Here is a 26,335-nt window from a genome sequence, read left to right as displayed (position 1 = left end):
TTCAGTGCCGGCCCAGCTTCTGGCCCAGCACTGCCGACGCCCGGGCGAACAGGCCCAGCCGCGTCACGTCCTGGCCGGCGGCCAGGCTCATGCGGATGTCGGCCAGACCGGGATTGGCGATCACCAGTTCGCCCAGCACCTGCCCGGCCGCGACCGGGGCCTGCACGGGCGCCTGGTAATCGACGCCGATATGGGCGCGGGACCGCCAGCCATGCGGCAGGGTCATCACGATATCCCGGGTGGCGACCAGCGGCACCGTCGGCGCGGTGCCCAGCCAGACGGCAGCGTGTTCCACGACGTCGCCGCGGCGAAACAGGACAGCGTTTTCGAAATTGGCAAAGGACCATTCCAGCAGGCGCTCGCCCTCGTGCGCGCGGGCGTTGGTGGACGGCATGCCGTTCAACGCCAGGACGATGCGGTTTCCGCCCCGATCGGCGCTGGCGCACAGGCCGAACCCGCCGGCATCGGTGTGCCCGGTCTTCAGTCCGTCGGCCAGTCCCTTGTCCACCAGGACGTTGCGATTGCCCTGGGCGATCTTGTTGAAGCGATAATCCTTCTCGGAAAAGAAATGGTAATATTCGGGGAAGTCGCGGATCAGGCGCACCGCCAGCGTCGCCACGTCGCGCGCCGACATGTAGTGATTGTCGGCGGGCCAGCCTGTGGCGTTCATGAAATGGGAATTCGTCATGCCCAGCCGCCCTGCCTGGTCGTTCATCAGGGCGACGAACTGCTCCTCGGACCCGGACACGCCTTCGGCCAGCACGATGCAGGCGTCGTTGCCCGACTGGATGACCATGCCCTGGATCAGGTCCTGCACCGGGATGCTCTCGCCCAGGGGCACGAACATCTTCGAGCCCTGCATCCGCCAGGCTTTCTCGCTGACCGGCAAGGGCTGGTCCAGCTTCAACCGGCCGGATTTCAGCATGCCGAACACGATGTAGGCCGTCATCATCTTGGTCAGTGAGGACGGCGGCATCCGCTCGTCCGCCGCCTTTTCCAGCAGCACGGCACCGGTCGTGTAATCGACGATGCAGGCCCAGCGCGCCACCGTGTCCAGCGGGCCGATCGGGGTGACCGCGGGCGGTCCGACCGGCGCGGTCGAGGCATCGCCGTCGCCCCCGGCATCGTCCGACGCGGGGGCCGGAGCGTGGGCATGGGACGACGCGGCGCGGTGCCGATGCGGCGCCGCGAACGCAAGAGAGCCGGAAGCGGCCAGCGAAGCCGATCCGGCAAGAAGGAACCTTCGGGTCTGCACGTTCATCCCTATTCGACGACGATCCGGGCACCGGTTACTCCGGCACCCATGGCCTGGTCCAGTCCCCGGTCCGCGTCGGCGGGGGTCATGAACGGCCCGACATGTACCCGCCAGGCCGCCTTGCCGCGATCACGCACCGGAACAACACGGCCACCGGTTCTGGCGGCGGTCATTTCAGCATAGCGAAGTGTCGAGAATGTGCCGGCGTCCACCCACAGCAGGCCCCCCTCGACATAGCCCTGACGCACCGACACGGGCAGGTCGCGCATCACCGTTACCGCATCCACCGCATCGCTGCCGCCGGAAGGCGCGGCGACGATCGTGCCGCCGGTGCCCGGATGATCGAGCGATTCCGCGCGGACCTGGCCGGCGGGGGCCGCGCTGACATCCAGATGCTGCCCCCCCGGCAGGGTTTCGGCCAGTTGCTCGTTCAGCCCCTCGATCCCCGTGACGGCCACCCGGACCGGGTTGGCGCCGATCCCCAGCAGCGCGGCGACCCGCGGCGTCAGCGAAACCAGCCGCCCCGCCGAAACCGGACCGCGATCATTCAGGCGAATCGTGGTTTCGCGCCCGTTTTCCAGGTTGCGGACCGTGACGATCGCCGGCAATTGCAGGGTGGCGTGGCTGCCGGTCATAGCATTGCTGTCGTAATGCTCGCCGTCCGTCGTCACATAGGGCGTCTGGTCCGGATCGGCGACGGCAAGCCCCGTCGCCCGATAGGAAAAATCCTCTTGCGGGTAGCGCCAGACGCCGCCCATGCGGTAGGGCGCGCCGACGACATAATGGGGCGAGGCCGGTGGCAACGAGGGTTCCTCGGGCCGATGGCAGCCGGCTACCCCCGCCACCATCAGCACGGCGCAGACACGCCTCACGTCACGTCACGACCCAGCAGCCCGACCGCCAGCGCGTAGAAATCGGACGGGTTATAGCGGCGGATGACCGAAAAATTGCGATAGACCATGAAGGCTTCGCCCCCCGGCCCGTCCGGCCGGATCACCGCGCCGGTGATGTCCCCGCGCGAAAAGGCGGTGCCGTCCAGGCGACGGACCCCCAGCCCCATCCAGTCGGTCAGGGTCATACGCCGGTCGCGCCCCAGCCTTTCCTGCGCCAGCCCGGCCGGAACGGACACGGCCTGCCCCCACGGCTCACCCGCCACCCATCCGCATTTGCCCAGGTAATTGGCGATGGAGGCGAAGACGTCGGGCTCGCTGGTCCAGATGTCACGCCGTCCGGTCCCGGTATAATCGACGGCATAGCGCAGGTAGGCGCTGGGCATGAATTGCGGCTGCCCCATCGCGCCCGCATAGCTGCCGATCATGCGCTCGGGTTCGACGTCGCCATGGTCGAGGATCCGCAGCGCGTTCATCAGTTCGGACCGGAAGAACGACGCCCGCCGCCCGTCATAGGCCAGCGTGGCCAGCGCATCGGTGATGCGGAACGTGCCGATCCGGGTCCCGTATGCGGATTCCAGCCCCCAGATCCCCATCAGCGGCTGCACATCGACGCCGTAGCGCTGCCCCACCGCCGCCAGCAGCGCGCGGCGCGCCTGTGCGGCGCTGCGTCCGTCGGCGATCTTCTTTTCGGTCAGGACCCGCTGGCGGTACTGGGCCCAGGTCAGCGTGAATTCCGGCTGATGACGGTCGAGTTGCAGTACCTTGTCGTTCGGCGCCTGCAGCGCCAGCGCGCGTCCCACAACCGACGCCGACAGGCCATTGCGCAGCGCCTCGGCCCGGACGCCGGCCAGGAAGGCGGCATACGACGTGGCAGGCGCGGCGCGGGCCGGCATGCCGACCAGGGCGCCACCGCTCGCACAGGCTGCCGAGGCGGAAAAAAGGAAGGCGCGACGTCCGATCATGACGGATAGCTGTGCCACATCTGTCCGGGGCCTTTCAATCCTCGCTGCCGTAATCATCGCTGCCACACTGGGGCGATTTGTCGGCCGGGGCGAAGCATGCCACAAGGACCGCCTCTCCGGACCCGGGGCAGATCGCGCCCGGGCCGAGGATGCGGGCCACGCCGGTCCGCGTCGAAATATTGAAGTTGGACGCGGTGGCCGGATGAATCGGGGCGCGCCGTCCAACGGGCAAGAGGCTTGATGAAGTGAGGAATGTGACCCTACCGCCCCCGCCGCTGCGGCGCTGACCGCCAGCGCGTCCCAGTCATGTTCCCGTCCCTTTCCGCCCTGCTCGCCAGTGCCGGCACGTCGCCGTTCGTCCAGGCGCTGGCGATCATCATCGGGACCTTCATCCTGGAAGACGCGGCCACGATCGTGACCGCGATGGAGGTCCAGACCGGCCAGGTCTCGCTGGGGGTCGCGCTCGTAGCCCTCTATATCGGCATCGTGGTCGGCGACCTGGGCCTGTATGGCCTGGGGCGCCTGGCCGCCCTGTGGCCGCCGGCGCGGCGCTGGGTCGCCGTCCCGGGCACGGGTCCGCAGGGCGCCGACAGCCAGGGCTGGTTCGGCCGGAATGTCTTTCGCATCGTCTTCATCAGCCGCTTCATCCCCGGCGCGCGCCTGCCGCTTTATACCGCCTGCGGGTTCTTCCGGGCCAGCATCGGCCGCTTCGCCGGCGCGGCGATCCTGGCGACGCTGATCTGGACATCGCTGCTGTTCGCTGTTTCGCTACGCATCGGCCAGTTCCTGATCGACCATCTGGGCGCATGGAAATGGCTGGGCATGGCGGGATTCGTCCTGACCATCATTCTTGTCGGCCGGATCGTGGCCACCGTGCGGAGTCCGTCCCGATGAACCAGGCCTCGACCGCCGCGACGCCGGCCGCCGGCAAGACACGCCAGCCCTCGCCGCTGTCGCTGTTCGAATTCTGGCCGGGCTGGGTATTCTATACCCCGGTCGTGCTCTACTGGATCCTGATGGGCCTGCGTCACCGGGATTTCAGCCTGCCGACGGCGGCGAATCCGCGCATCGAGACGGGCGGCCTGTGCGGGGAGAGCAAGACCTCGATCCTCGACATGGCCGGAGACGAAGCCCGGCGCTGGATCGCCCCCTACACCACCATCGTCACCGGATCGACCGACGACGCCCGGGCGGCGCGCATGGCGCTGGAGCATGCCGGCCTGTCCCTGCCCGTCGTCCTGAAGCCCGATATCGGCTGCAACGGCACCGGGGTGAAGCTGATCGAAAGCCCCGACGACCTGGCCCTGACGCTGGACCAGTATCCGCGCGGCATACGCCTGGTCCTGCAACGGCTGATTCCCTTCGAGCATGAGGCCGGCGTCTTCTACATCCGCCATCCCGACGAGGCGCAGGGGCGCATCACGTCACTGACCTACAAGGAAGCGCCGGTGCTGATCGGCGACGGACGCTCGACGGTGCGGCAACTGATCGACGCCGACGCGCGCACGCGCCTGGTCCCGCATCTCTACCTCCCCCGGCTGGGCGAACGGGTGCACGACATCCTGCCGACCGGCGAACCCCTGCGGCTGGTCTTCGCCGGAAACCATTGCAAGGGGTCCATCTTCCGCAACGGCGCCGACGACATCACCCCGGCGCTGGTCGAGCAGGTCGACAAAATCATGCAGGATGTGCCCGATTTCCATTTCGGCCGGATCGACCTGAAATTCGAATCGATCGCCGCCCTGCGCCGGGGCTCCGGGTTCGAAATCATCGAGATCAACGGAGTCGGCTCCGAAGCCACCCATATCTGGGATTCGCGCACCACCCTGCGCGAAGCCTACGCCACGCAGTTCCTGCATTACCGCGAGACATTCCGGATCGGCGCCAAGAAAAGGAAGGCGGGCTGGCGCACCAGCGGCGCCTTCACGATGCTGCGCTACTGGCGGTTGCAGAAACGGCTGCTGGCCTCCTACCCTCTGAACGATTAGCACTCCAGTTGCATTTTTGACCTGATGCGCCAGAGGCCGGACCGGCCGATCCCCGCCCCGTCTCCTCCGGCGCGCGGAAAATGCGACCGGCGGGGCGCGTCGCCCCTCGACACAGGCCGCGCCCGGCATCACCTCCCTGTCCATCCACAGATCCGGCAATTCCCGGCGAGACGCGCCCCCTGGGCCACCCCGTCCAAAGCCGGCGCCGGTTCGGCTCGGGAGCAGACCTCATGGACGACGAAGACATCAGCCGGTTCTCGGCAGCCCTGCGCGGGCCCGTCATTCGGGCGGATGACGCGGGCTATGACGACGCCCGCAGGCTCTATAACGCCATGATCGACAAGCGGCCGCGCCTGATCGCGCGCTGCGCCGACGCCGCCGACGTCATGACCGCCGTGGCGTTCGGCCGCGACAAGGGCCTGCCCATCGCCATACGCGGCGGCGGCCATAACGGGGCCGGTTTGGGAAGCGTCGATGACGGGCTGGTCATCGACCTGTCTGCCATGAAGGGCATCCGCGTCGATCCCCGGAACCGTACGGTCAGGGTCGGTCCCGGCTGCACGACCGGGGAGGTCGACCACGCCACCCATGCGTTCGGCCAGGCGGTGCCCTTCGGAATCATTTCCACCACCGGCGTCGCCGGCCTGACGCTGAGCGGCGGCCATGGTTATCTGGCACGGCAATACGGCCTCGCCATCGACAATCTGATCGAGGCCGACGTGGTGCTGGCCGACGGTCGCTTCGTCATCGCCGGCGAAGACGACAACGCCGACCTTCTGTGGGCGCTGCGCGGGGGCGGCGGCAATTTCGGCGTGGTGACCAGTTTCCTGTTCCGTACCCATCCGGCAGACAGGCTCTATGGCGGACCGATCATCTTCGACCTGTCGGACGCGGAGACGGTGATGCGATGGTATCGGGATTTCCTGCAGACGGCATCGGACGCATTTTACATCTTTCTCGGCCTGCAGACGGTGCCGCCCAGCGCGCCCTTCCCACCCGAACATTGGGGGAAGCGGATGTGCGTGCTGCTCGTCTCGCATAACGGCGATGGGGCCGAGGCCGCCGTCAACGCTGTCCGCGCCGCCCTGCCGACGCCGCTCATCGACTGGGCGGGGCCGATTGCCTATCCGGTGCTGCAGACCCTGTTCGACGCGCTCTGCCCGCCGGGGCTGCAATGGTACTGGAAGGGCGATTTCGTCAAATCGCTGCCGGACGCGGCGATCGCGGCCCATATCGCGCATGCCGCCCAGGCCCCCAGCGCGCTGTCGCTCATGCATCTCTACCCGATCGACGGCGCGGTGCACGCGAAGGCTCAGGGCGACACCGCATGGGGCGTCCGCGACGCGACATGGTCCATGGTCATCGCCGGCGTCGATCCCGATCCGGCCAGGGCCGCCGCGCTGCGGGACTGGGCGAGAGCGTATTGGGCGGCGGTACACCCCTTCGACCTGGAGGGCGCCTATCCCAATTTCATGATGGACGATGAGGGCGAGGGCCGGATCAAGGCAAGCTATGGCGCAAATTACCCGCACCTCGCTGCCCTCAAGGCGAAATTCGACCCGACCAACCTGTTTCACGTCAACCAGAACATCCGCCCGGCGGCGTAAGGGCATTGCGGACCGACTTCAAAGGATGAAGGGAGGGGTCGGTTCCCACATAACGCGCATGCGGTCACCGATTATGGGGTCTGGGGCCGCGCAGCTAGACTGGCGGACATGACGCACGATCCCGCCTGGCCCGATTCCGAGCATGTTGGTATTCCGCGTAACCCGGATACCAGCGGTCCCCACGCGCTTCTCGACCCGCAGGGTGAGAAGATCTGGGGATGGTGGGAGGCGCACCGGCGCCTGTGGGTCCTGTCGCGCTGGCGGCAGAAACACGCGGGCCCCGCCATGGCGGCGTGGCACTATCTCGGCCCCGCCCGGTGGCCGGAGACCGATGGCGTGTCGGAAGGCGATTCGGCCTAGCCAGAGCGTGGACGCAGAGCGGTTTCTGGAGACGCTACTGGGCAACGAACCGTGCAAGAGGCGGCGGGCGATCCGGGCCCTGGCAACATCAGGCGTTGCCGTCAGGCCATCGCATGCTTCTCGTGCATGCTTATGAGTTAATCTTTATATTTTTTATCTACAGTGACCACCCCGACGCGCCGCCCTATTGGGTCGAATCGGACGGCAGGCCCCCATTGCCGAAAATGTAGTTGCTGACCTGCTGCTCCAGGCTGACGGCTTCCTGAGCGTTGGTGATGACGGCCCCGGGTGCCAGGCGCGCAGGCGCCGTGCCGGGCACGATCATCAACGCGTCGTCCGCGGTCATCGTGGCGCTGCCGATCATGACCCCCGAGTCGGCGGGCAGCGACAGGTTGCGGTCCACGGTGAAGCGGACATCGGCCATGTAGCTGGCCGGGTCCAGGGTAATGGCGGCGACGCGGCCGACGGGGACGCCCGCCAACTGCACCTCGGCCCCCACATGCAGGCCGTTCGCCGACAGGAAACGCGCGTCCAGCGCATAGCGATCGTGGCTCAGATCAACCTGCGTCGCCCGCGCATAGGCATAGAATGCCCCGGCGACCAGCAGGACCAACCCGCTGAAAATTACCGCGCTGCCATTTTCTCGCGCCAAACGTTCCTCCTAATCCCGAAGCACCGATCCCGCGGGCACCTGCGGTATCCGCTTGCGGTATCCCCGAAAACTGGGGCACGACAACATTGTAATTCGCCACGGACGGCCGGACAATGACACTCATCCAAGCTATCTTGATTGCCATCCTGCAAGGCGCCACGGAATTGTTTCCCGTCAGTAGCCTGGGGCACGCCGTGATCGTGCCCGCCCTGCTGCACTGGTCGCTCGATCCGCATGGCGACACCTTCCTGCCCTTCCTGGTGATGCTGCACCTGGGAACGGCGGTGGCCCTGCTGATCTTCTTCTGGAAGGACTGGTCGGCGATCGTCCAGGGCCTGACCGGCCGGGACGGCACCCAGCGGCAGGCCGAAAGCATCCACATCATCGCGCTGCTGGTGGTCGCCACCATCCCGGCGGTCATCATCGGCGGGCTGCTGGAGCATTGGCTGCGCGCCCTGTTCGGCACAGCGCGATTCGCCGCGATCTTCCTGATCCTGAACGGCGCCCTTCTGCTGGTGACCGAACGGATCAAGAGCCGCGAGCGCGTCCACCCCGACCGGGCCATCGCGGCGCTGACCTATGCCGACGCCGCGGTGATCGGCCTATGGCAATGCCTTGCCTTTCTGCCCGGCATTTCGCGGTCGGGGGCGACCATCATCGGCGGCCTGCTGCGCAACCTCAATCACGAAGGGGCCGCGCGCTTCTCGTTCCTGATGGCCCAGCCGGTCATCATCGCCGCGACGGTGCGCGAGGCCTTCCATCTGCGCCATGTCGACATCCCGCCCGGCACGATGCAGATCGCAACGATCGGCGCGGTGATCGCGGCCATCACCGCGCTGGCCAGCACCGCCTTCCTGATGCGCTATTTCCACAGCCACGAACAATGGGCGCTGCGGCCGTTCGGCTATTACTGCCTGGGAATCGGGGCCGTGGCCTTCGTCCTTCTCGGCCACTGACCTCTGCGGAACCCGACCTTATGCGCCCCCTTCTATCCGTCCTGCCCGTCCTGGCCCTGCTGGGGCTGGGCGCCGCCCCCGCCCACGCCATCCGCGCCAACATCGCGATCCAGCCCGTATCGCGCATGGACACGCCCTGGTGGCACCAGCGATTCGCCGAAAAGCAGGCCGCAATCGCCCACGGTCGATTCGATGTCGTCTGGCTGGGCGATTCGATCACCCAGAACTGGGAGCGGAACGGGCCGGAAGCCTGGCGCGATTTCGCCCCGACCTGGCAGCGGTATTACGGCGACCGGCATGCCATCAATCTGGGGTTCAAGGGGGACAGCACCTGCCATGTCCTGTGGCGCCTGGCCCATGGCGAGCTGGATTTCCGCACTCCGCCCCGCCTGTTCATCGTCCTGATCGGCGCCAATAATTTCGGTCACGTCCATACGGACGCGGGGTTGACCTATCCGGGCATCGTCCGGATCGTCGACACCATCCATGCCCGATTCCCGTCCAGCCGCGTGCTGCTTCTGGGCGTCCTGCCCTCCATCCGCTCGGCCTGGATCACGGCGAACACGCAACAACTCAACCGGACGTTGCACGATGATATCGGCCGGGGCCGTCCCTGGCTGCGCTACATGGATGCCGGGGCGACGGTGGAACGTGACGGCGCGCCCGATCGGTCGCGGTTCCTCGACCCGCACCTGACGCCCCCCGACCCGCCCCTGCATCCGACCGCCCCGGCGCAGGAGGCGATCGCCCGCATGATCGAACCCGCCGTCGCCGATGCGCTGGGGGACCATCGCCACTGACCGTCCGGACAGTTGAGCGGGACGGCAATTCCTTTTCCTTGCGATACAGTTTTCGCGCGGCATGTTAAGGTGCACTTCATGCCGACTATTCCCTCCTCGCCCCGGCGCCTGGCGCTTCGCAAGTCCATCCAGCAGATCGAGTCCGAAAGCCTGACGCACGGGCTGCGCCGTACCCTCGGCCCAGTCCAGCTCATGATGCTGGGAATCGGCTCGACGATCGGCGCCGGGATCTATGTCATGACCGGCACCGCCGCCGCGAACTATGCCGGGCCGGCCATTCTGCTGTCCTTCCTGGTGGCGGGCCTGGCCTGCCTGTTCACGGCGTTTTCGTACGGGGAACTGGCTTCGACGATGCCGGTGTCGGGCTCGGCATACAGCTACGCCTATGTGTCGATGGGCGAACGCGCCGCCTGGGCGGTCGGCTGGCTGCTGCTGCTGGAATACGGGGTGTCCTGCGCGGGCGTGGCCGCCGGATTTTCCGGCTACGCCACCAGCCTGCTGCACGACCTGGGTGTGACGGTTCCCTCGTTCCTCCACGCCTCCCTGGTACAGACGGTGCCGACGGCCCATGGCGCCAGCCTTCTGGTGGCGCCGCGGCTCGACCTCGTGGGGGCGTCATCCGTCCTGCTGGTCACGTTCTTCCTCGTCCTGGGTGTCGAGGAATCGGCCCGGATCAATACGTTGATCGTCTTCATCAAGGTCGGCGTGCTGATGCTGTTCCTGGCGGTGGGCATTCATTACGTCCATCCCTCCTACTGGGTGCCGTTCATCCCACCGCGCGAAGGCGGGTTCCATTACGGGGTACCGGGCATCTTTCGCGCCGCCTCGGTCATCTTCTTCGCCTATGTGGGGTTCGAGACCGTGTCGACCGCATCGGCCGAAGCCCGGAACCCACGGCGGGACGTGCCGCTGGGCATCATCGGGTCCCTGCTGGTCTGTACCCTGGTCTATATCTGCGTGGCCGCGGTGCTGATCGGCATCGTCCCGTATCGCAGGCTCGGCGTGGCCGATCCGCTGGCCATCGCGGTCGACACCATCGGCCAGCCCTGGCTGGCGATCCTGATCAAGATCGGCGCGGTGACCGGCCTGTGCTCGGTGATTCTGGGCCTGCTCTACGGCCAGACGCGCATCTTCTTCACCATCGCCCGCGACGGGCTGCTGCCGCCGATGTTCTGCCGGCTGCATCCGAAATTCTGCACGCCCTGGATCGGCACCATCGTGCTGGGCCTGATCGTGGCGGTGGCGACCGCGACGCTGCCCATCGACATCATCAGCGACCTGGTCAGCCTGGGCACGGCGACGGCGTTCGGCATCGTCTGCTTCACCGTGATCTGGCAGCGGAACACCCGGCCCGACCTGCACCGCCCGTTCAGCGTGCCCTTGGGCGGGGTGCGGATTGGCGGGATATGGATCGGCGTCTCGCCGGCGCTGGGTATCCTGTTCTGCATCATCATGATGGTTCCGCTGTTCGTGGACATGATCCGCGCGCTGTGGAACGGAAACCCCCTGCCCGCCATCCTGCTGGGCACCTATATCGTGCTGGGCGTGCTGGGCTACGCCTTCTATGGCCGGTCGCATTCGCTGCTGGGCCGCGAGAACGCGGCCATCAGGGCCTGAGGCCGGCCTTTCAGGAGACCGACGGGGGCGGCGCGCTGCCCGGCCCGGTGTAGGCCCCCGGCGGCGGCCGGTCGACCAGCGGCGACAAGATGCCGGTGGTGGTCAGGACGTCCTGGCCTGCCATGGACGAGACATGGGCCATGCGTTCACGCGGCAGCGCCTCGGGGCATTCGTCGCGCAGGAAGACGATGATCTTCTCGCGGATTTCACATCGCAGGTCCCAGCTTTGCAGCGCCGTGCGGGCGCTGGCGATGATCCGGATGGTCATGATCTGCGCACTGCAATCCGAAACCTGAACGTCGAAGACTTTCCCATCCCACAGCGTCGTCGCGCGGACGATTTCGTTCAGCCGCGTCCGGATGCGGTCCATCGGCGCGTGGAAATCCACATGCAGGAATACCACCCCGATCAGGGCCGCCGAATTATGCGTCCAATTCTGGAACGGATTTTCCAGGAAATAGGAAATCGGTACGATATGGCGGCGCCAGTCCCAGACCCGCAGCACGACATAGGTTGCGTTGATTTCCTCCACCCAGGCCCAGTCGCCGTTGATGATGATCAGGTCTTCCATGCGGATCGGCTGCGTCATGGCGATCTGCATGCCCGCAATCAGGTTCGTCAGCAGCGGCCGCGCGGCCAGACCGACCACGACGGACGCGGCCCCGGCCGAGGCGAAGAGGCTTAACCCGTATTCGCGCACCGATTCGAACGTCATCAGGGCCGACCCCACCGTCAGCAGCCCTACCAGGATGTCGGCCATCCGCCGCAGCACCCGCACCTGGGTCATGTGCGTGCGCGACAGGATGTCGTCCCTGTCGTCCTTGCCGCTGATGCGCGTCAGATAGGCGTCCGACAGGATGCGCATCGCCACGATCGCCGCATAGCCCAGCATGAGCACGAACAGGACCAGCAGCCCATGCCCCGTCGCCTGCCGCGTCGCGTACGAAAAGCCCGAGGCAGGAAGCGCCGTGCCCACGAAGATGATGACCAGCATGATGCGCGCCGGGCGCTGCATGGCCAGGGTGAAGGACCGCACGAACGCCCCGCGCTTCTGCCCGGGAATGCGCAGAACCAGCTTGGTGATGATTCGGCTGAGGATTTCCGCCATCAGCCCGGCCGCACACAGCATCAGGATCGACGCCACCGGCGCCGGCAGCCAGCCGAGCAGATTGCGGATATCGGTCAGCAGGGAAATAAACTCGGTCTTCATAACGGCACGGTTTCCGGTCTCTCGTCTCGAAGGCGGGGGAATGGGGCGGGCATGAATAAAGCCATATCAACGGAAACGGGAGTTTTCTTTAACCGTCATGACAAGGTTCACGTCCCATGCGGCGAACGGGTTGACTTTGGCCGACCGGGGCGATATCTCCCAACCACCCGACGCGATGGCGGCGTAGCTCAGCGGTAGAGCAGGGGAATCATAATCCCTTGGTCGGCGGTTCAAATCCGTCCGCCGCTACCATCCGTCGGGTCTTCCCCCTTTTTTATTATCGGTGCGGTACCCGTTCCGCGCGACATGCCCGGATCCTATCCGGGCCTGCCCTGCACGATGCCGTATTACGACGGTGGTGCATCCCCCCGCTCGGTCGCCACATCCCGGGCCGTGACATGGCCGATTCGGTGGCTGAAGTGGCCAATGGCGTAATTGGCGATGTCCGCCAGATCCTGATCGCGATATTCCGGCCCGAAGGCCGGCATGATCATCGCCCCCTGGGCGGTGTCGAGCCGCGATCCCTCGACCATGAGCTTCGTCAGGTTAGGGCCCTGCGTCTCGCCCAGCGAGCGCGCGCCCCACAGGTCGGCAACCTCCACCTGTCGCCCCTGCCCGTTCGTCAGATGGCAGCCGGCGCACGCCCCGGCGAACAGCCGGCTGCCATTGCTGCTGTTGGCGCCCGTCGCCAGCGCGTCCGGGGTGATATTCGCCACCGTCTCGTCCGATCGCCGCGCCGGCAGGGTGCGCAGATAGGTCACCATCGCCGCGATGTCCCGCGCCGTCAGGTACCGCAGGCTGTGGCTGACGACATCGGCCATCGGCCCCGCCGCCGTTCCATGGCCCTCGGCATGTCCGCTGGACAGATAGGCGGCCAGTTGCGTGTCGCTCCACGCCCCGATGCCGCTGTCGGGATCGGGGGAGATGTTATAGGCACGCCACCCGTCCGTCACCGTGCCGGCATAGGAATGCGCGCGGGACGTCGCCTGCATGATGTTGCGCGGCGAATGGCATTCGGCGCAATGCCCGGCGGCCTCGACCAGATACCGTCCCCGATTCCAGTCGGCCGACTGCCCCGGATCGTCGGCAAGGGCCGCCGATGGCAGGTTGATCAGGTTCCAGGCGATCATCACCGGCCGGAAACTGTAGGGAAACCGCACCTCGTTGGCCGGCGCCGGGGCATGGACCGGGCGCAGCGTATCCAGATAGGCGCGAATGGCCCGCACGTCATCGACCGTCATCCGCGCATAGGACGGATAAGGCATGACGGGGTACAGATGCTTCCACCCCGGCGCCACGCCCCTCTGTACGGCAGACACGAACTGCGCGTCGCTGTAGGTGCCGATCCCGGTTTCCCGGTCCGGCGTGATGTTGGGGGAATAGATCGTCCCGATCCCCGGCAGGACGAAGGCCCGGCCCCCAGCGAACGGGGTGCCACCCGGCCGGGTATGGCAGACCTCGCAATCCGCCGCGCGTTCCAGATACTCCCCCCGGGCAACCAGGTCCGCGTCCGCCGCCCGTGCCCCGCGCGCGCCGGCCCCCAGCGCCGCGACGGCGGCGAGAGACAGATAAACGGTTCGCCGCATGACGCCGCGACGCGATTCGGCCCGCGCGCTCATGCCTGCCGCCCTGTCAGCGGCAGGGTCCGGTATCGCCGGCCGCTGGCCGCCGCCATCGCATTGGCCAGCGCCGCCGCCGCCGCCGCCGTGCCGGTTTCCCCTATGCCCCCCGGATCCTCGGTGCTGTCGATCAGATGGACATCGATCATAGGCGATTCGTTCATGCGCAGGATCCGGTAGGAATGGAAATTGTCCTCCTGCACCCGGCCACCGCTAAGCGTGACCTCGTTATACAGGGCGGCACTGAGCCCGAAGATCAGACCCCCTTCGATCTGGGACACGACCTGATCGGGGTTCACCACCCGTCCGCAATCCACGGCCACGATGGCCCGCCGGACCCGGACGCCCCCGGTCTCGGACACCTCGACTTCCATCACCGTGGCCAGGTAGGACCCGAAGACGTACTGCAAGGCCACGCCCCGGCCGACATGCGGCGGCAGCGGCGTGCCCCAGTTCGCCTTCTCCGCCGCCAGATCCAGCACGGCGCGGGCGCGCGGGTTGTCGCCCGTCATCTTCCGCCGGAACGCCACCGGGTCGGCCCCGGCCTGAGCCGCCAGTTCGTCGATGAAACTCTCGACCACGAACACGCCGCGCGTGCCGCCGACGCCCCGCCACCAGGCCGTCACCACGCCCGGGGCCTCGCGCCGCGCATATTCCAGGCGCGTCGCGGGAATGGCGTAGGGCGTCTCCGCCGTGGCAACCAGCAGATCGTCATCCATCCCGTTCGGCAGCAGCGCCTCGGGCGCCCAGCGAGCGACCACCGCCGGCCCGACAATACGGTGTTCGATGCCCACCAGATTGCCGTGCCGGTCCAGCCCGCCGACCAGCCGGTCGACATAGGCCGGCCGGAAGCGGTCGAGCGTCAGATCTTCCTCGCGCGTCCAGACGATCTTCAGCGGATAGGACACCTGCCGCGCGAACTGGACCGCCTGGATCACATATTCATGTTCCAGCCGGCGGCCGAATCCGCCACCGATATACTGGTTGTGGACATGGACCTGGTCCTTGGCCAGGCCCGTGATCTCGGCCGCCGCGTCGCGCGCGCGCAGGGGTACCTGGGACCCCACCCAGATATCGCAACGCTGGGGCGTGACCTGCACGGTGCAGTTGATCGGTTCCATCGGCGCATGGGCCAGCAGCGGCTGCTGATATGTCGCCTCGACCCGCGTCGTGGCCCCCGCGACGACGGCCCTGGCATCGCCCTTGGTGTGGGCGACGATGGCCGGGCCCTCCAGCGCGTCGTGAAGCTGGCGATAGATCGTCGCGGTGGTGACGGCGGCGTTCACCCCTTCGTCCCAGGTGATCGACAGCGCTCCCAGCCCCTTGCGGGCCGCCCAGAAATGATCGCCCACCACGCAGACCGCATTGCCGATCGTCAGCACATCGCGCACGCCGGGCACCTTGCGCGCCGCGTCGGCATCGACATGCTTCAGCGTGCCTCCCAGGACTGGACAGGCCGCAACGGTGCCGACCAGCATGCCCGGGACCTGCACGTCGATGCCGAAGGTCGCGGTGCCGGCGACCTTGGCCGGGGAATCCAGCCGGTGCTGCGATTTGCCGATCAGGTGGAAGGTGGCAGGGTCGCGCAACGGCACCGGGTTCGCCGGCACCGACAGCTGCGCGGCGTCGGCCGCGACCTCGCCATAGGTCAGGCTGCGCCCGCTGTCCATGTGGCGCACCGTGCCGGCCCCGGCCTGGCACGTTTCGGGGGCGACCGACCAGCGCGCGGCAGCGGCCTGGATCAGCAGGGTCCGCGCCGCGGCGCCTGCCTGCCGCAACCCCGTCCAGGTGGCGATGGTCGATGTCGATCCGCCGGTCGCCTGGGTTCCCAGTTCCTTGGTGATGTACGGGTCGCCCGGCGGCGCCGCCTCGATCTGGATCTGGTCCAGCCCGACGGCCAGTTCCTCGGCGATCAGCATCGCCTCGCCGGTATAGATCCCCTGCCCCATCTCCACATTGGGCAGGATCAGCGTGACCGTCCCATCGGTCGCGATGCGCACGAAGGCGTTGGGGGCGAAGGGACCGGCCTGGTCCTCGACGATCCGCATGGCGCCGCGGGCGGCACGATGGGGCAGCACCGCCGCCAGCAGCAGGCCGCCGGCGCCGGCCAGAGCGCCACGGCGGGACAGCATGGTCACGGGCATCATGCCACCCCGGCGGCGTTACGAATGGCGGCGCGGATCCGCCGGTAGGTGCCGCAGCGGCAGATATTGCCCGACATCGCCTGGTCGATGTCGTCGTCCGTCGGATGCGGATTGCTCTTCAGCAGCGCCACCGCCGACATGATCTGCCCGGTCTGGCAATAGCCGCACTGTACGACATCGATATCCATCCACGCCTGCTGCACGCTTTCGCCCACCATGTCGCCGGCCAGCCCCTCGATCGTCGTCACCGGCCGCCCGGCCACCAGCGACGCCGGCAGCGAACATGACCGGACAGGCTTGCCGTCGACATGCACGGTGCAGGCACCGCATTCGGCGATGCCGCATCCGAACTTCGTACCCGGCATGCCCAGCACATCCCGCAGGACCCATAGCAGGGGCATGTCGTCGGGGACATCGACCTGATGCGCGACGCCGTTAACCTGCAATGTCAGCATGCATCCTCCGGACAGGAACCAGTGGCCGGCGCCCGATGACGCCGACCCGATCCCGTCTTGATAACAAAACATTATTGGAAAGGGGAACCCGGCCTAGGGCTGGCGGCCGTCCGTGCCGTCGATCGAGGCGGGCAATGCATCGGACAGCGACGCTGTCGCCAGGGCGATCGCCTCGTCCGAGGGCGCCAGATCCTCACCCTTGCCCGCCGGCAGCAGAAGGGCCTCCGACCTGTCGGAGGTCTGGCGCGTCCGGCCCAGCTTGTCCAGATTTTCGAGGATGACCGGGTATTCCCCGACCAGCCGTCGGAAACGGCGGGCACTCATGGTCAGGAAATGCCCGAACTGCAACGACCGGCTGATGGCGCGGACCGGCTCGCCGGACAGGGCTTCCTCCGCCCCGATGACATCGCCGGCGCCGTAGCGGACATCATGCTCGGCGTAATGGGTTTCGGCCACGCCCGCGCTGATGAAATAGACGGTCCGGACCTTTCGGCCCCGGTGATACAGCCGCTCGCCCGGCGAGGTGAAATGGATGGACATCTGCTTCGACAGGTCGTGCAGAACCGCGTCCGGCAGGCCGCGAAAGGCCGGCAGGCCGCGCATCCGGGATTCGATGCCGGTCTTGATGTCGAATTTGAGACGGAAATCCAGCTGCGAGCGCCGACGCTCGACATCGCGGTGCAGTTCCCGGTGCAGTTCCTCGCTGATGAGGGATTCCGACATCAGCGCATCATATTCCTCGCCCTCCAGCCGTAGGGCGACCTGCTGCAGCAGCCGGCTCTCCAGGGCTTCGGAATAGCCGTGATAATGCAGCCGCAGGGTCTGCAGGGCCTCGTTCAGCAATTTGCGCTGACGTTCCAGCACCTCGCCCACGATCTCGCCGATGCGGCTGCCCAGGGTGGGTTCCATCCGCGTGCGCATGAAGCGGATCAGCGACAGCGAGACGAAATAGCTGATCATCAGCATCTCGAACCGCTCGGTCATGCAGTACATCAGCGGCTGGTCGAAATGGAACCGGTGATGGATCGCCTGGGCGATGCGAAAACGCAGCGACGGACGCAACCGCCGGCGCAGGGCGCGGACGTAGCCGAACCGGCCTTCCAGCCGCGCGCCGTCGACCATCGCCTCGGCCGAGCGCAGCAGCGTCTCCATCACCGGCCGCGACAGGCCCTGGATACGGAACAGATCCAGTAGGATGGACCGTTCCTTGTTGGCGACGACGATCAGCGCCAGCGTCACCCGCTGCCGGTCGCCCAGCGCGGTGTCGAAGGTATTGGCCTGTTCTTCCTCGGCCACGCGCTCGTCCAGCATGCCAACGACGCCGCCCACCACGTTGCGGGAAAACCCCAGTTCGTCGGCCATGTCGCGGGTGCGGTCCCTCACCTCGCCCAGGCCGATGCCCAGCACCTGATGGCGCAGCGCCTGGTCGATCGGCGAGAGCTGGTCCAGCTTCAGGAACAGCACCAGGTAGCGCAGGGTGGTGCCGTTGACGAACAGCGTGATCAGCACGAAGCCGGTGGCGATGATGCCGATGAAATGCGCGACCGGGGTCGAGACGTGCTCGTTCTCGGTCACCGCCAGGGCCAGCGCCAGCGTGATCGCGCCGCGCAGCCCGCCCCAGACCATCGTGACCTTGAACGGGGTCGGCACCGGCGGGGACAGGCGCGTGGCCGCCAGCACCGGCAGCAGGCCGAACACCACCGCGCCCCGGGCCAGCAGTCCGGCGCCCGTCGCGATCAGGATCAGCACGCAATCCCACCGCGTCATGCCCACCAGCAGGCGCGGCACCAGCATCGACGCCAGGACGAAGACCAGCGACCCCGCCCAGAACACCAGTTGCTGCCAGAGTTCGTCCAGAAAGCGCCAGGTCTGCGGGCGGAAGGTCGATGGCCCGTAGACCGACAGCGTCAGCCCGGCGGCGGCGGTCGCGACCACGCCCGAAAAGCCCAGGAATTCGTCGCAGACGATATAGACGATATAGGGCAGCGCGACCGTCAGCGTGATTTCGGCGGCCGGCGCGGCGCCGATCGTCGTGATCAGCAGCAGGGTCAGCCGCCCGAACAGCACGCCCATGACGATCGCGCCCACGAACGATACCAGGAATTCCAGGACCGCGCTGCCGGGCTGGATCTGGTGATGCGACGTCACGGCGGCCAGCAGGATGGAAAAGATGGCAATGGCGGCGGCGTCGTTCAGCAGGGCCTCGCCTTCGACCAGCCGGGTCAGACGGCTGGTCGCGCCGATATCGCGGAAGATCCCGGCCACCGCCGAGGGGTCGGTCGTCGCCACGATGGACCCCAGCAGCAGGCAGACCGACAACGGCAGGCCCGCGAACGGAAACAGCGCCAGCCCGATGGTCGCCGTGGACACGATCACCGCCACCACCGCCAGCAGTAGCACCGTCGCCGTTTCATGCGCCAGACGCCGGACATCGATCGCCAGCGCCCCCTGGAAGACCAGCGCGGGAAGGAAGATCAGCAGGAAGGCCTCGCTGTTCAGCGGGAAATCCAGCAGCGTCTCGGCCGCGCCATTGAACAGGTCGGTGTAGGAACTGCGCAGCACCAGATCGGCCGTCCCGCCCAGCACGATCCCCACGACGGCCAGCAGGACGGTCTCGGACACTTCAAGACGGCGGGCGATCGGCTGTACCGCGCTGACGACCACCAGCAGCACGGCGATCGCCAGAAGAACCGCAGCAAGTCCCGTCACCACCATCCGCTAATCTCTCCTCGTCGCCATGCGCCCATACCGTTTTACTATGGCAGGCAAGTATGAATTTATGATGGCCCTTTCAGGACATCGGGGACAGAAGGCCACCCGACCTCATCCTCCCGCCCCACCCGGCGGGGCCGTCGCCGTGATGAAGACGGCAATCGAAACAGCGGTGTAAGGATATGCCCCGTCATTGGTTCCGCCCGTGCCGGGCATGAATTTTACATTAACGTTTCCGCCATCCCGACATGTCCGAAAAAGCATACAAGCCGGAATCGGGCAACGCACCGATGGTCACGTATTGCTGCATCCCCGATACATTACGGCGTCGCGGGGCGCATTCATTCGGACGGGTCGGCGGTAGCCGCCAACCAGGCCCGCACCTGCCCTTCGGGGTCGGGCGCGCCGATAAAATCGGACACAGCCGATACGCAATCCGCCCCGGCCGCGATGCAGGCCGCGGCCCGGGCCAGCGTGATGCCGCCGATGGCGACCAGCGGCACCGGCCCGACCAGGCGCTTCCATTCACCCAGCCGTTCCACCCCCTGCGGCGCCCAGGGCATCTGTTTCAGCTTCGTCGGCCAGACCGGGCCGAGCGCCACGTAATCGGGCCCGACCGACAGCGCGCGATCCAGTTCGTCCGGCGCATGCGTGCTGACCCCCAGCCGGATCCCGCCCCGCCTGACGGCGGCCAGGTCGGCGGTGTCGAGGTCCTCCTGGCCCAGGTGAATGAAATCGATCCCTTCATCCAGCGCCAGTTGCCAGTAATCGTTCAGCACCAGGCATACGCCATGCCGCGCCGCCAGCGCCCGTGCCGTCCGGATTTCAGCCAGCAGGTCGTCGGCCGGCAGATCCTTGACGCGCAACTGGATCAGCCGCGCCCCGGCGCCGCCCAGCCTGTCCACCCACACGGCACGGTCGACGACGGGATAGATCCTCGACGGCAGGATCATGCCAGCACCGCCCGGCCCAGGACGGGGGTGGAAGGCACCGCCATGTCACGTTCCTCCATCGGGTCGGCCTGGCGGGCGATCCGGCCGGCCTCGACCGCCAGGCGGAAGGCCCCCGCCATCGCCGCCGGGTCGCCGGCCCGCGCCACGGCCGTATTGATCAGCACGGCGTCATATCCCAGTTCCATCGCCTGCGCGGCATGAGACGGCAGGCCGATCCCGGCATCGACGACCAACGGCACATCGGGGAAATGCGCCCGCAGTGCCCTCAGGCCGAATAGATTGTTCAGCCCCTTGCCCGACCCGATCGGCGCGCCCCACGGCATCAGGACCTCGCATCCCGCCTGCAACAGCCGTTCCGCGCCGACCAGATCCTCGGTCATGTAGGGAAAGACCTTGAACCCGTCCTCGGTCAGGATGCGCGCGGCCTCGACCAGGGCGAACATGTCGGGTTGCAGCGTATCGGACTCGCCGATGACCTCCAGCTTGATCCAGTCGGTCTCGAACACCTCGCGCGCCATGTGGGCCGTGGTGACCGCGTCCTTCACCGTGTGGCAGCCGGCGGTATTGGGCAGGACGGGCACGCCCAGGTCGCGGATCATGGACCAGAAGGCCTGCCCGGCCCGCAGCCCGGCCGATTCCCGCCGCAGCGAGACGGTGACGACCCCGGCCTGGGCCGCACGCACCGCGTCGGCCAGGATCTCGGGCGACGGATATTGCGCCGTGCCCAGCATCAGTCGGGACGACAATTCTGTGCCGTAGAACAACATGGCTCAGCCTCCCTGCATGGGGGCCAGGATCTCGATCCGCGCCCCTTCGGCCAGCATATGCCCCCCCCGGCGGGAGGCCGGCACGAAATCGCCATCCACCGCCGTGGCCACCCGTGCGTCGCCATAACCCAGCTCGTCCAGCAGGCCGGCAAGGGTGGTGGTCGAGACCTCGCGCGTTTCCTCGTTCACCAGAATTTTCATCTTCCCCTCCTTCGCCCTCCGTGCCGAAGCGTTCAGGCGACGCCGAACACGATATCGGCGGCCTGCCGCGCGCGGGCCGGCGACAGCAGGAAGCCATGCCGGTACATCCCGTTCACATAAACCGTCCGGCCGTCCTGGGTCACGGCCGGCATGTTGTCCGGATAGGCCGGACGCAGGCCGACGCCGCTTTCGACGATTTCAGCTTCGCCGAAGGCGGGGTGCAGCACATAGGCGGCCGTCAGCAATTCCACCATGGACCGCAACGTCATGCCGCCCGCGTTCTCGCTTTCCACCATCGTCGCGCCTACCATGAACAGATGGTCGGCGCGCGGGACGATGTAAACCGGGATGCGCGGATGCAGCATGCGCACCGACCGGTCCAGCGTCACGTCGGGGCAGCGCAGCAGCAGCATCTCGCCCCGTACCCCGCGCAGGCCGGCAAGCCGCAACCGCGCGGCGATTCCCGTGCAATCGACCACGCGATCGTACCCGGCATCCGAATGGTCCGCCGGCGCGTCGAACCGGACATTCCCCCCCAGATCCACCAGACGGTCGCGCAGGGCGCACAGCGCTTTACGCGGATCGACGTGCCCTTCGTCGGGAAAGAACAGCCCCTTGCCGAACCGGCCGCCCAGATCGGGTTCCAGCCTGGCGATCGCGTCCCCGTCGACGGTTTCGAAATGGCTGGTGCGCCGGGCGAACCGGGCGATCTCGCCGACGTCGCGAGGCGGGGCCAGGACAAGGCTGCCGTTGCGCACCACGCCCGGCACATGCGCATCCCACCAATCGAGCGAATCGACCGATTGCCGCGTCACCTCGGGCGGCGCGGCTTCGGCCTCGCACCACGGCGCGAGCATGCCGCCGGCCATCCACGACGCCCCCGACCCGACCCGCGGCCCGATTTCGACCAGCGTCACGTCGGCGCCGCGCTCGGCCAATGTCACGGCGGTGACCAGGCCGGCCACCCCCGCCCCCCGGACCAGGACCCGTGGCCGCGCGCCGGCCTGTTCCGATCCGCTGTGTTCCATCATCGTCGCTCCCTCTCGCCGGCTTCCGAGTCACGCCTGGCGGACAACCCGAGGGAGGAAACATCCTCTCGCCGTTCATGACAACGCCCGGCACCCATGCCCGACCTGTCCGGCGGGCATGGGCGGGCCGCCATGGCCGCGCGGGCGCTTATTCGACCGTCACGGATTTGGCGAGGTTGCGGGGCTGATCGACGTCGGTACCTTTCAGCAACGCGACCTCGTAGGCCAGCATCTGGACAGGAATGGTCTGCAAAACCGGTGCGGTAAACTCGTCGACGGTCGGAATCGCGACCACGATTTCCGCGATGCCCCGCAGGCGTTCCGCCCCCTGCGTATCGGTAAAGACCAGCAGGCGGCCGCCGCGCGCGCGGGCCTCCTGAAGATTCGACAGCGTCTTCTCGAACAGGCGTCCCGAGGGCACGGTCGCCACGATCGGCACCGTCTGGTCGATCAGCGAGATCGGCCCGTGCTTCATCTCGCCCGCCGCATAGGCCTCGGCGTGAATGTACGACACTTCCTTGAGCTTCAGCGCCCCTTCCAGGGCCACCGGGAAGGACGATCCGCGCCCAAGGTAAAGCACATCCCGCGCCCCCGCGATGACGGCCGCCATCCGGCGGATGGCGTCGGCCTGGTCGAACACCTCGCCGGCGCGGCTGGGCAGGTCCAGCAGAGAGGCGACCAGCGCCTGTTCCTGGTCGGGCGACACGACGCCGCGCTGGCGACCGGCCGCGATGGCCAGACACGCCAGGACGGACAATTGCGCGGTGAACGCCTTGGTGCTGGCGACCGAGATTTCCGGCCCCGCCGCGGTCCCCAGCACGACGTCGCTTTCGCGGGCCATCGTGCTCTGCTCGACATTCAGGACCGACACGATGTGCTGGCGGTGCGCGCGCATGCCGCGCAGGGCCGCCAGCGTGTCGGCGGTCTCGCCGGATTGGGAAATCAGCAGGCCCATCCCACCCGGGGTCAGCGGCGGGTCGCGGTAGCGCATTTCGCTGGCCACATCGATATCGACCGGAATCCGCGCCACGCTTTCCAGCCAGTAGCGCCCGATCATGCCGGCATAGAACGCCGAACCGCACGCCGTGATCACCGCACGGGGAACCGACGCCATGTCGAAGGGCAGGTCCGGCAGGACCACCCGGCGGGTGGCCGGGTCGATCAGGCGCTGCAGGGTCTGGCCGATCACCACCGGGTGCTCGTGCAGTTCCTTTTCCATGTAATGGCGGTAGCCGTCCTTGCCGATCGCGCCGGCGATCAGGGCGGTGACGCGGATCTCGCGCGCCACCCGCTCGCCCGACGCGTCGAAGAATTCGGCACCCTCGGGGGTCACGACCACCCAGTCCCCGTCATCCATATAGGCGATCCGGCGCGTCAGCGGCGCCAGCGCCAGGCTGTCGGAGCCCAGGAACATCTCGTTCTCGCCATATCCCACGACCAGCGGCGCGCCGTGCCGCGCGCCGATGACCAGGCCGTCGTGGCCGGCGAAGATCATGGCCAGTGCATAGGCGCCTTCCAGCCGGCGCAGGGTGGCGAAGGCCGCGTCACGCGGCGACAGGCCCCGGGCCAGATGGAAATCGACCATCTGGGCGATGGTCTCGCTATCGGTTTCGGTGGTGAAGACCTGGCCGGCGGCTTCCAGTTCCCGGCGCAGCTCCTCGAAATTCTCGATGATCCCGTTATGAACCACCGACACGCGCGCGGTGCCGTGGGGGTGAGCATTGTTTTCGGTCGGCGCGCCATGGGTCGCCCAGCGGGTGTGGCCGATCCCGGTGATGCCCGCCAGCGGCATCCGCTCCAGCAGCGCCGCCAGATGATCCAGCTTGCCCGCCGCGCGCCGCCGTTCGATCCGCCCATCCACCAGGGTAGCGATCCCGGCGGAATCGTATCCGCGATATTCCAGGCGACGCAGTGCGCCGAAGATCACCGGGGCGGCCTGATTGCTGCCGACGACACCCACAATGCCGCACATCAGCCCTGTTCCTTCTTCTTGCGCAGGGCCGCGCGCATTGCAGCGCCCCGCCCGTCCTTGTTGGTCTGCCGCGCCCGGCCCAGCGCCAGGGCGCCGGGCGGCACATCCTCGGTAATCACGCTGCCGGCGGCGACCAGCGCCCCGTCGCCGATGGCGACCGGCGCCACCAGGATCGAGTCCGATCCGATGAAACACCCCTCCCCGATCGTCGTCCGGTGCTTGAACACCCCGTCGTAGTTACAGCTTATCGTCCCCGCCCCGATGTTCGTTCCTGGGCCGACGGTGGCATCACCCAGATATGTCAGGTGGTTGGCCTTGGCCCCCGCCCCCATCGTCACGGCCTTCAATTCCACAAAATTGCCGACATGCGCGTCGGGCCCGACATCGCTGCCCGGCCGCAGGCGGGCATACGGGCCGATCAGCGCCCCCGGCCCGACGACGCAGCCTTCCAGATGGCTGAACGCCCGGATCTCCGCCCCGCGCCGCACCGTCACGCCGGGGCCGAACACGACATGCGGCTGCACTGTCACGTCGGGCTCCAGCACCGTGTCGGCGGACAGGAACACCGTCTCGGGCGCGACCAGCGTCGCCCCGCCGTCCAGCGCCGCAGCCCGCAGCCGTCCCTGGACGCAGGCCTCGGCCTCGGCCAGTTCGGCGCGGGAATTGATGCCGCGCAGTTCGTCCTCGGCTGCCTCTACGGCGCGGACCTGCCGTCCGTCCGCCACCGCCTGGGCCACGACGTCCCCCAGGTAATACTCGCCCTTGGCATTGTCGTTGCCGACCGCGTGCAGCCACGCGCCGAAGGCGTCGGCCCCGGCGCACAGCACCCCGGCGTTGCACAGATCAATCGCCCGCTCCTGCGGAGTTGCGTCCGCCCATTCGACGATGCGCCGGACCAGCCCGCCTTCGGTCACGACACGGCCATAGCGGGCCGGATCGCGCGGCCGCATCGCCAGCAGCGCCAGCCCCACCCCATCCTCGGCCCGGCAGGCCAGCAGGCGGCGCATGGTGTCGGCGGTGATCAGGGGGTTGTCCCCGTACAGGATCGCCACGTCGCCGTCACCGAACAGGTCGGCCGCCTGCAGGGCTGCGTGCGCGGTCCCCAGGCGGTCGTGCTGGACGACCACCGCGTGGGGGGCGGCCAGGGACGCGACCTGCTCCATGCCCGGTCCGACCACCACCACGATCCGGTCGAAGACCGACGCCGCATTGTCCAGCAGGTAACGCAGCATCGGGCGCCCGGCCAGCGGATGCATGACCTTGGGCCGGTCGGATTTCATGCGGGTGCCCAGCCCGGCCGCCAGGATGACGGCCGTGGCGGGACGATGGGCGGCCGTGCCCCTCACGGGGGCGGACTCTGCTGTGGCATTCATGTTTTGCGGGTAGCGGGCGGGGGACGCCGCGTCAAATCCATGATGGGACCATGACCATCACTTAGATTTACGGAATACTGCATCGACCGCCCCGCAGGAGTTTCCGTCATGACGCTACAGTGTCCCCGTTCCTCAGCCCCCCGCCTGGCCGTGTTCGACATGGACGGCACCCTTCTGGACAGCCTCCCCGACCTGGCGGCCTGCGCCGACCGCCTGCTGACCTCGTACGGCCTGCCCGGCGTCACCCCGGACATCGTGCGCCCGATGGTGGGCGACGGCGTCGCGGCCCTGGTCCGGCGCCTGCTGGCCCATGCGGGGGACGCCGCCGCGTCGATCGACCCGCAGCAGGCAGCGGCACGCTACATGGCCGACTACACGCCCCGATCCACCGAACTGTCGCGCCCCTTCCCCGGCACCACCTACGCGCTGGAAACGTTGAAGGCCGACGGCTGGATGCTGGCGATCTGCACCAACAAACCGGTCGAGGCCGCACGGCGAATCGTATCGGCTCTGGGGCTGGACGGATGGTTCGACGCAATCGGCGGCGGCGACAGCTTCCCTGTCCGCAAACCCGACCCCGCGCATCTGCTGGGCACCATCGGCCTGGCGCACGGCATGCCGGCCCGTGCGATCATGGTGGGCGATCATCACAATGACATCCTGGCGGCGACGGGCGCGCATGTCGGCTCGGTCTTCGCCCGCTGGGGCTACGGCCGGCCCGAAATGGAAGCCGGGGCCACCGTCGGGGCCGACGCGATGGTCGAAATTCCGCATCTCGCGGCGCAACTGGTGCCGGCGTAAAGCCTGGGTG

At 67.7% G+C, this 26,335-nt stretch carries 23 protein-coding genes and 1 tRNA gene; 9 read left to right on the top strand and 15 right to left on the bottom strand.

The annotated features are described in order from the left end of the window. Position 1 precedes the first annotated feature (1 nt). From HLH34_RS12070 to HLH34_RS12060, 3 genes are read right to left on the bottom strand one after another with little or no spacing between them, the layout of a single operon-like run. Positions 2-1,261 (bottom strand): D-alanyl-D-alanine carboxypeptidase family protein, encoded by a 1,260-nt coding sequence (locus tag HLH34_RS12070; protein WP_183119831.1) that lies wholly within the window; start codon positions 1,259-1,261, stop codon positions 2-4. A 2-nt stretch (positions 1,262-1,263) separates the two neighbouring features. Next, positions 1,264-2,127 carry an RlpA-like double-psi beta-barrel domain-containing protein gene (locus HLH34_RS12065; protein WP_264784325.1) on the bottom strand — a complete coding sequence of 288 codons (864 nt, stop codon included), beginning with the start codon at positions 2,125-2,127 and terminating at the stop codon, positions 1,264-1,266. Beyond that, entirely contained in the window at positions 2,124-3,110 is a 987-nt protein-coding gene (locus HLH34_RS12060; protein ID WP_183119888.1) for a lytic murein transglycosylase, read from the bottom strand. Before HLH34_RS12060 ends, HLH34_RS12065 begins: the two co-directional genes overlap by 4 nt. A 306-nt stretch (positions 3,111-3,416) precedes the next feature. Here HLH34_RS12060 and HLH34_RS12055 point away from each other — a divergent pair, with 306 nt between their 5' ends. The 4 genes from HLH34_RS12055 to HLH34_RS12040 all read left to right on the top strand — a co-directional run bounded on the left by HLH34_RS12055 (position 3,417) and on the right by HLH34_RS12040 (position 7,065). Next, positions 3,417-4,004, top strand: a complete 588-nt coding sequence (locus HLH34_RS12055; protein WP_183119830.1) for a DedA family protein — start codon at positions 3,417-3,419, stop codon at positions 4,002-4,004. Then, positions 4,001-5,098, top strand: coding sequence for an ATP-grasp domain-containing protein (locus HLH34_RS12050; protein WP_183119829.1), 1,098 nt, complete (start codon positions 4,001-4,003; stop codon positions 5,096-5,098). Before HLH34_RS12055 ends, HLH34_RS12050 begins: the two co-directional genes overlap by 4 nt. A 230-nt stretch (positions 5,099-5,328) precedes the next feature. Continuing rightward, entirely contained in the window at positions 5,329-6,705 is a 1,377-nt protein-coding gene (locus HLH34_RS12045) for an FAD-binding oxidoreductase (protein ID WP_183119828.1), read from the top strand. 108 nt (positions 6,706-6,813) lie between these two features. Next, the gene (locus HLH34_RS12040; protein WP_183119827.1) at positions 6,814-7,065 is read left to right on the top strand and encodes a hypothetical protein; all 252 of its coding nucleotides are present in this window, start codon (positions 6,814-6,816) and stop codon (positions 7,063-7,065) included. A 184-nt stretch (positions 7,066-7,249) separates the two neighbouring features. Here HLH34_RS12040 and HLH34_RS12035 read toward each other — a convergent pair whose 3' ends face one another. Further along, positions 7,250-7,717 (bottom strand): MlaD family protein, encoded by a 468-nt coding sequence (locus tag HLH34_RS12035; protein WP_183119826.1) that lies wholly within the window; start codon positions 7,715-7,717, stop codon positions 7,250-7,252. Positions 7,718-7,830: 113 nt separating this feature from the next. On the opposite strand from HLH34_RS12035, the gene HLH34_RS12030 reads away from it, so the two are divergent. The 3 genes from HLH34_RS12030 to HLH34_RS12020 all read left to right on the top strand — a co-directional run bounded on the left by HLH34_RS12030 (position 7,831) and on the right by HLH34_RS12020 (position 11,090). After that, positions 7,831-8,673: an undecaprenyl-diphosphate phosphatase gene (locus tag HLH34_RS12030; protein ID WP_183119825.1), complete on the top strand. Its 843-nt coding sequence runs from the start codon at positions 7,831-7,833 to the stop codon at positions 8,671-8,673. Positions 8,674-8,693: 20 nt separating this feature from the next. Next, the gene (locus tag HLH34_RS12025; protein ID WP_183119824.1) at positions 8,694-9,473 is read left to right on the top strand and encodes a GDSL-type esterase/lipase family protein; all 780 of its coding nucleotides are present in this window, start codon (positions 8,694-8,696) and stop codon (positions 9,471-9,473) included. Between the two features lie 78 nt (positions 9,474-9,551). Next, the gene (locus HLH34_RS12020; RefSeq protein ID WP_183119823.1) at positions 9,552-11,090 is read left to right on the top strand and encodes an amino acid permease; all 1,539 of its coding nucleotides are present in this window, start codon (positions 9,552-9,554) and stop codon (positions 11,088-11,090) included. 10 nt (positions 11,091-11,100) lie between these two features. Here HLH34_RS12020 and HLH34_RS12015 read toward each other — a convergent pair whose 3' ends face one another. Further along, positions 11,101-12,300, bottom strand: coding sequence for a mechanosensitive ion channel family protein (locus HLH34_RS12015; RefSeq protein ID WP_183119822.1), 1,200 nt, complete (start codon positions 12,298-12,300; stop codon positions 11,101-11,103). Between the two features lie 177 nt (positions 12,301-12,477). Here HLH34_RS12015 and HLH34_RS12010 point away from each other — a divergent pair. Then, positions 12,478-12,552: transfer RNA gene (locus HLH34_RS12010), tRNA-Met, on the top strand. Between the two features lie 95 nt (positions 12,553-12,647). On the opposite strand, the gene HLH34_RS12005 is transcribed toward HLH34_RS12010, so the two are convergent. From HLH34_RS12005 to glmU, 10 genes are all read right to left on the bottom strand, one after another. Then, the gene (locus tag HLH34_RS12005; RefSeq protein ID WP_244959901.1) at positions 12,648-13,919 is read right to left on the bottom strand and encodes a cytochrome c; all 1,272 of its coding nucleotides are present in this window, start codon (positions 13,917-13,919) and stop codon (positions 12,648-12,650) included. Next, on the bottom strand, positions 13,916-16,051 hold the full coding sequence (locus tag HLH34_RS12000) for a xanthine dehydrogenase family protein molybdopterin-binding subunit (protein WP_373318598.1): 2,136 nt from the start codon (positions 16,049-16,051) through the stop codon (positions 13,916-13,918). The genes HLH34_RS12005 and HLH34_RS12000 overlap by 4 nt, the downstream gene beginning before the upstream one ends. Positions 16,052-16,062: 11 nt before the next feature. Further along, entirely contained in the window at positions 16,063-16,518 is a 456-nt protein-coding gene (locus HLH34_RS11995) for a (2Fe-2S)-binding protein (protein ID WP_183119821.1), read from the bottom strand. Positions 16,519-16,611: 93 nt separating this feature from the next. Continuing rightward, on the bottom strand, positions 16,612-19,233 hold the full coding sequence (locus tag HLH34_RS11990) for a cation:proton antiporter domain-containing protein (protein ID WP_183119820.1): 2,622 nt from the start codon (positions 19,231-19,233) through the stop codon (positions 16,612-16,614). 338 nt (positions 19,234-19,571) lie between these two features. Next, on the bottom strand, positions 19,572-20,183 hold the full coding sequence (locus HLH34_RS11985) for a thiamine phosphate synthase (RefSeq protein WP_183119819.1): 612 nt from the start codon (positions 20,181-20,183) through the stop codon (positions 19,572-19,574). Then, complete coding sequence (locus HLH34_RS11980; protein ID WP_183119818.1) at positions 20,180-20,950, bottom strand: thiazole synthase; 771 nt, start codon at positions 20,948-20,950, stop codon at positions 20,180-20,182. The genes HLH34_RS11985 and HLH34_RS11980 overlap by 4 nt, the downstream gene beginning before the upstream one ends. 3 nt (positions 20,951-20,953) lie before the next feature. Further along, complete coding sequence (thiS, locus tag HLH34_RS11975; RefSeq protein ID WP_183119817.1) at positions 20,954-21,151, bottom strand: sulfur carrier protein ThiS; 198 nt, start codon at positions 21,149-21,151, stop codon at positions 20,954-20,956. Between the two features lie 32 nt (positions 21,152-21,183). Next, positions 21,184-22,179 (bottom strand): glycine oxidase ThiO, encoded by a 996-nt coding sequence (thiO, locus tag HLH34_RS11970; protein ID WP_183119885.1) that lies wholly within the window; start codon positions 22,177-22,179, stop codon positions 21,184-21,186. 148 nt (positions 22,180-22,327) lie between these two features. Beyond that, positions 22,328-24,151 (bottom strand): glutamine--fructose-6-phosphate transaminase (isomerizing), encoded by a 1,824-nt coding sequence (glmS, locus tag HLH34_RS11965; RefSeq protein ID WP_183119816.1) that lies wholly within the window; start codon positions 24,149-24,151, stop codon positions 22,328-22,330. Then, positions 24,151-25,524 carry a bifunctional UDP-N-acetylglucosamine diphosphorylase/glucosamine-1-phosphate N-acetyltransferase GlmU gene (gene glmU, locus HLH34_RS11960; protein WP_183119815.1) on the bottom strand — a complete coding sequence of 458 codons (1,374 nt, stop codon included), beginning with the start codon at positions 25,522-25,524 and terminating at the stop codon, positions 24,151-24,153. Before glmU ends, glmS begins: the two co-directional genes overlap by 1 nt. Before the next feature lie 108 nt (positions 25,525-25,632). On the opposite strand from glmU, the gene HLH34_RS11955 reads away from it, so the two are divergent. Further along, entirely contained in the window at positions 25,633-26,325 is a 693-nt protein-coding gene (locus HLH34_RS11955; protein ID WP_240161431.1) for an HAD-IA family hydrolase, read from the top strand. Positions 26,326-26,335 lie beyond the last annotated feature (10 nt).

Origin of the sequence: Gluconacetobacter azotocaptans, from assembly GCF_014174355.1 — a bacterium.
Taxonomy (GTDB): Bacteria; Pseudomonadota; Alphaproteobacteria; order Acetobacterales; family Acetobacteraceae; genus Gluconacetobacter; species Gluconacetobacter azotocaptans.
The sequence above is the reverse complement of the archived record's forward strand: the minus strand, read 5'-3'. Positions and strand labels throughout refer to the sequence as shown.

Excerpts from the sequence above, each read along its gene's own strand:
- HLH34_RS12070 (WP_183119831.1), bottom strand. The coding sequence starts at position 1,261 with ATGAACGTGCAGACCCGAAGGTTCCTTCTTGCCGGATCGGCTTCGCTG.
- HLH34_RS12060 (WP_183119888.1), bottom strand. The coding sequence starts at position 3,110 with ATGATCGGACGTCGCGCCTTCCTTTTTTCCGCCTCGGCAGCCTGTGCG.
- HLH34_RS12055 (WP_183119830.1), top strand. The coding sequence starts at position 3,417 with ATGTTCCCGTCCCTTTCCGCCCTGCTCGCCAGTGCCGGCACGTCGCCG.
- HLH34_RS12050 (WP_183119829.1), top strand. The coding sequence starts at position 4,001 with ATGAACCAGGCCTCGACCGCCGCGACGCCGGCCGCCGGCAAGACACGC.
- HLH34_RS12045 (WP_183119828.1), top strand. The coding sequence starts at position 5,329 with ATGGACGACGAAGACATCAGCCGGTTCTCGGCAGCCCTGCGCGGGCCC.
- HLH34_RS12040 (WP_183119827.1), top strand. The coding sequence starts at position 6,814 with ATGACGCACGATCCCGCCTGGCCCGATTCCGAGCATGTTGGTATTCCG.
- HLH34_RS12030 (WP_183119825.1), top strand. The coding sequence starts at position 7,831 with ATGACACTCATCCAAGCTATCTTGATTGCCATCCTGCAAGGCGCCACG.
- HLH34_RS12025 (WP_183119824.1), top strand. The coding sequence starts at position 8,694 with ATGCGCCCCCTTCTATCCGTCCTGCCCGTCCTGGCCCTGCTGGGGCTG.
- HLH34_RS12020 (WP_183119823.1), top strand. The coding sequence starts at position 9,552 with ATGCCGACTATTCCCTCCTCGCCCCGGCGCCTGGCGCTTCGCAAGTCC.
- HLH34_RS12015 (WP_183119822.1), bottom strand. The coding sequence starts at position 12,300 with ATGAAGACCGAGTTTATTTCCCTGCTGACCGATATCCGCAATCTGCTC.
- HLH34_RS12005 (WP_244959901.1), bottom strand. The coding sequence starts at position 13,919 with ATGAGCGCGCGGGCCGAATCGCGTCGCGGCGTCATGCGGCGAACCGTT.
- HLH34_RS12000 (WP_373318598.1), bottom strand. The coding sequence starts at position 16,051 with ATGCTGTCCCGCCGTGGCGCTCTGGCCGGCGCCGGCGGCCTGCTGCTG.
- HLH34_RS11995 (WP_183119821.1), bottom strand. The coding sequence starts at position 16,518 with ATGCTGACATTGCAGGTTAACGGCGTCGCGCATCAGGTCGATGTCCCC.
- HLH34_RS11990 (WP_183119820.1), bottom strand. The coding sequence starts at position 19,233 with ATGGTGGTGACGGGACTTGCTGCGGTTCTTCTGGCGATCGCCGTGCTG.
- HLH34_RS11985 (WP_183119819.1), bottom strand. The coding sequence starts at position 20,183 with ATGATCCTGCCGTCGAGGATCTATCCCGTCGTCGACCGTGCCGTGTGG.
- HLH34_RS11980 (WP_183119818.1), bottom strand. The coding sequence starts at position 20,950 with ATGTTGTTCTACGGCACAGAATTGTCGTCCCGACTGATGCTGGGCACG.
- thiS (WP_183119817.1), bottom strand. The coding sequence starts at position 21,151 with ATGAAAATTCTGGTGAACGAGGAAACGCGCGAGGTCTCGACCACCACC.
- thiO (WP_183119885.1), bottom strand. The coding sequence starts at position 22,179 with ATGGAACACAGCGGATCGGAACAGGCCGGCGCGCGGCCACGGGTCCTG.
- glmS (WP_183119816.1), bottom strand. The coding sequence starts at position 24,151 with ATGTGCGGCATTGTGGGTGTCGTCGGCAGCAATCAGGCCGCCCCGGTG.
- glmU (WP_183119815.1), bottom strand. The coding sequence starts at position 25,524 with ATGAATGCCACAGCAGAGTCCGCCCCCGTGAGGGGCACGGCCGCCCAT.
- HLH34_RS11955 (WP_240161431.1), top strand. The coding sequence starts at position 25,633 with ATGACGCTACAGTGTCCCCGTTCCTCAGCCCCCCGCCTGGCCGTGTTC.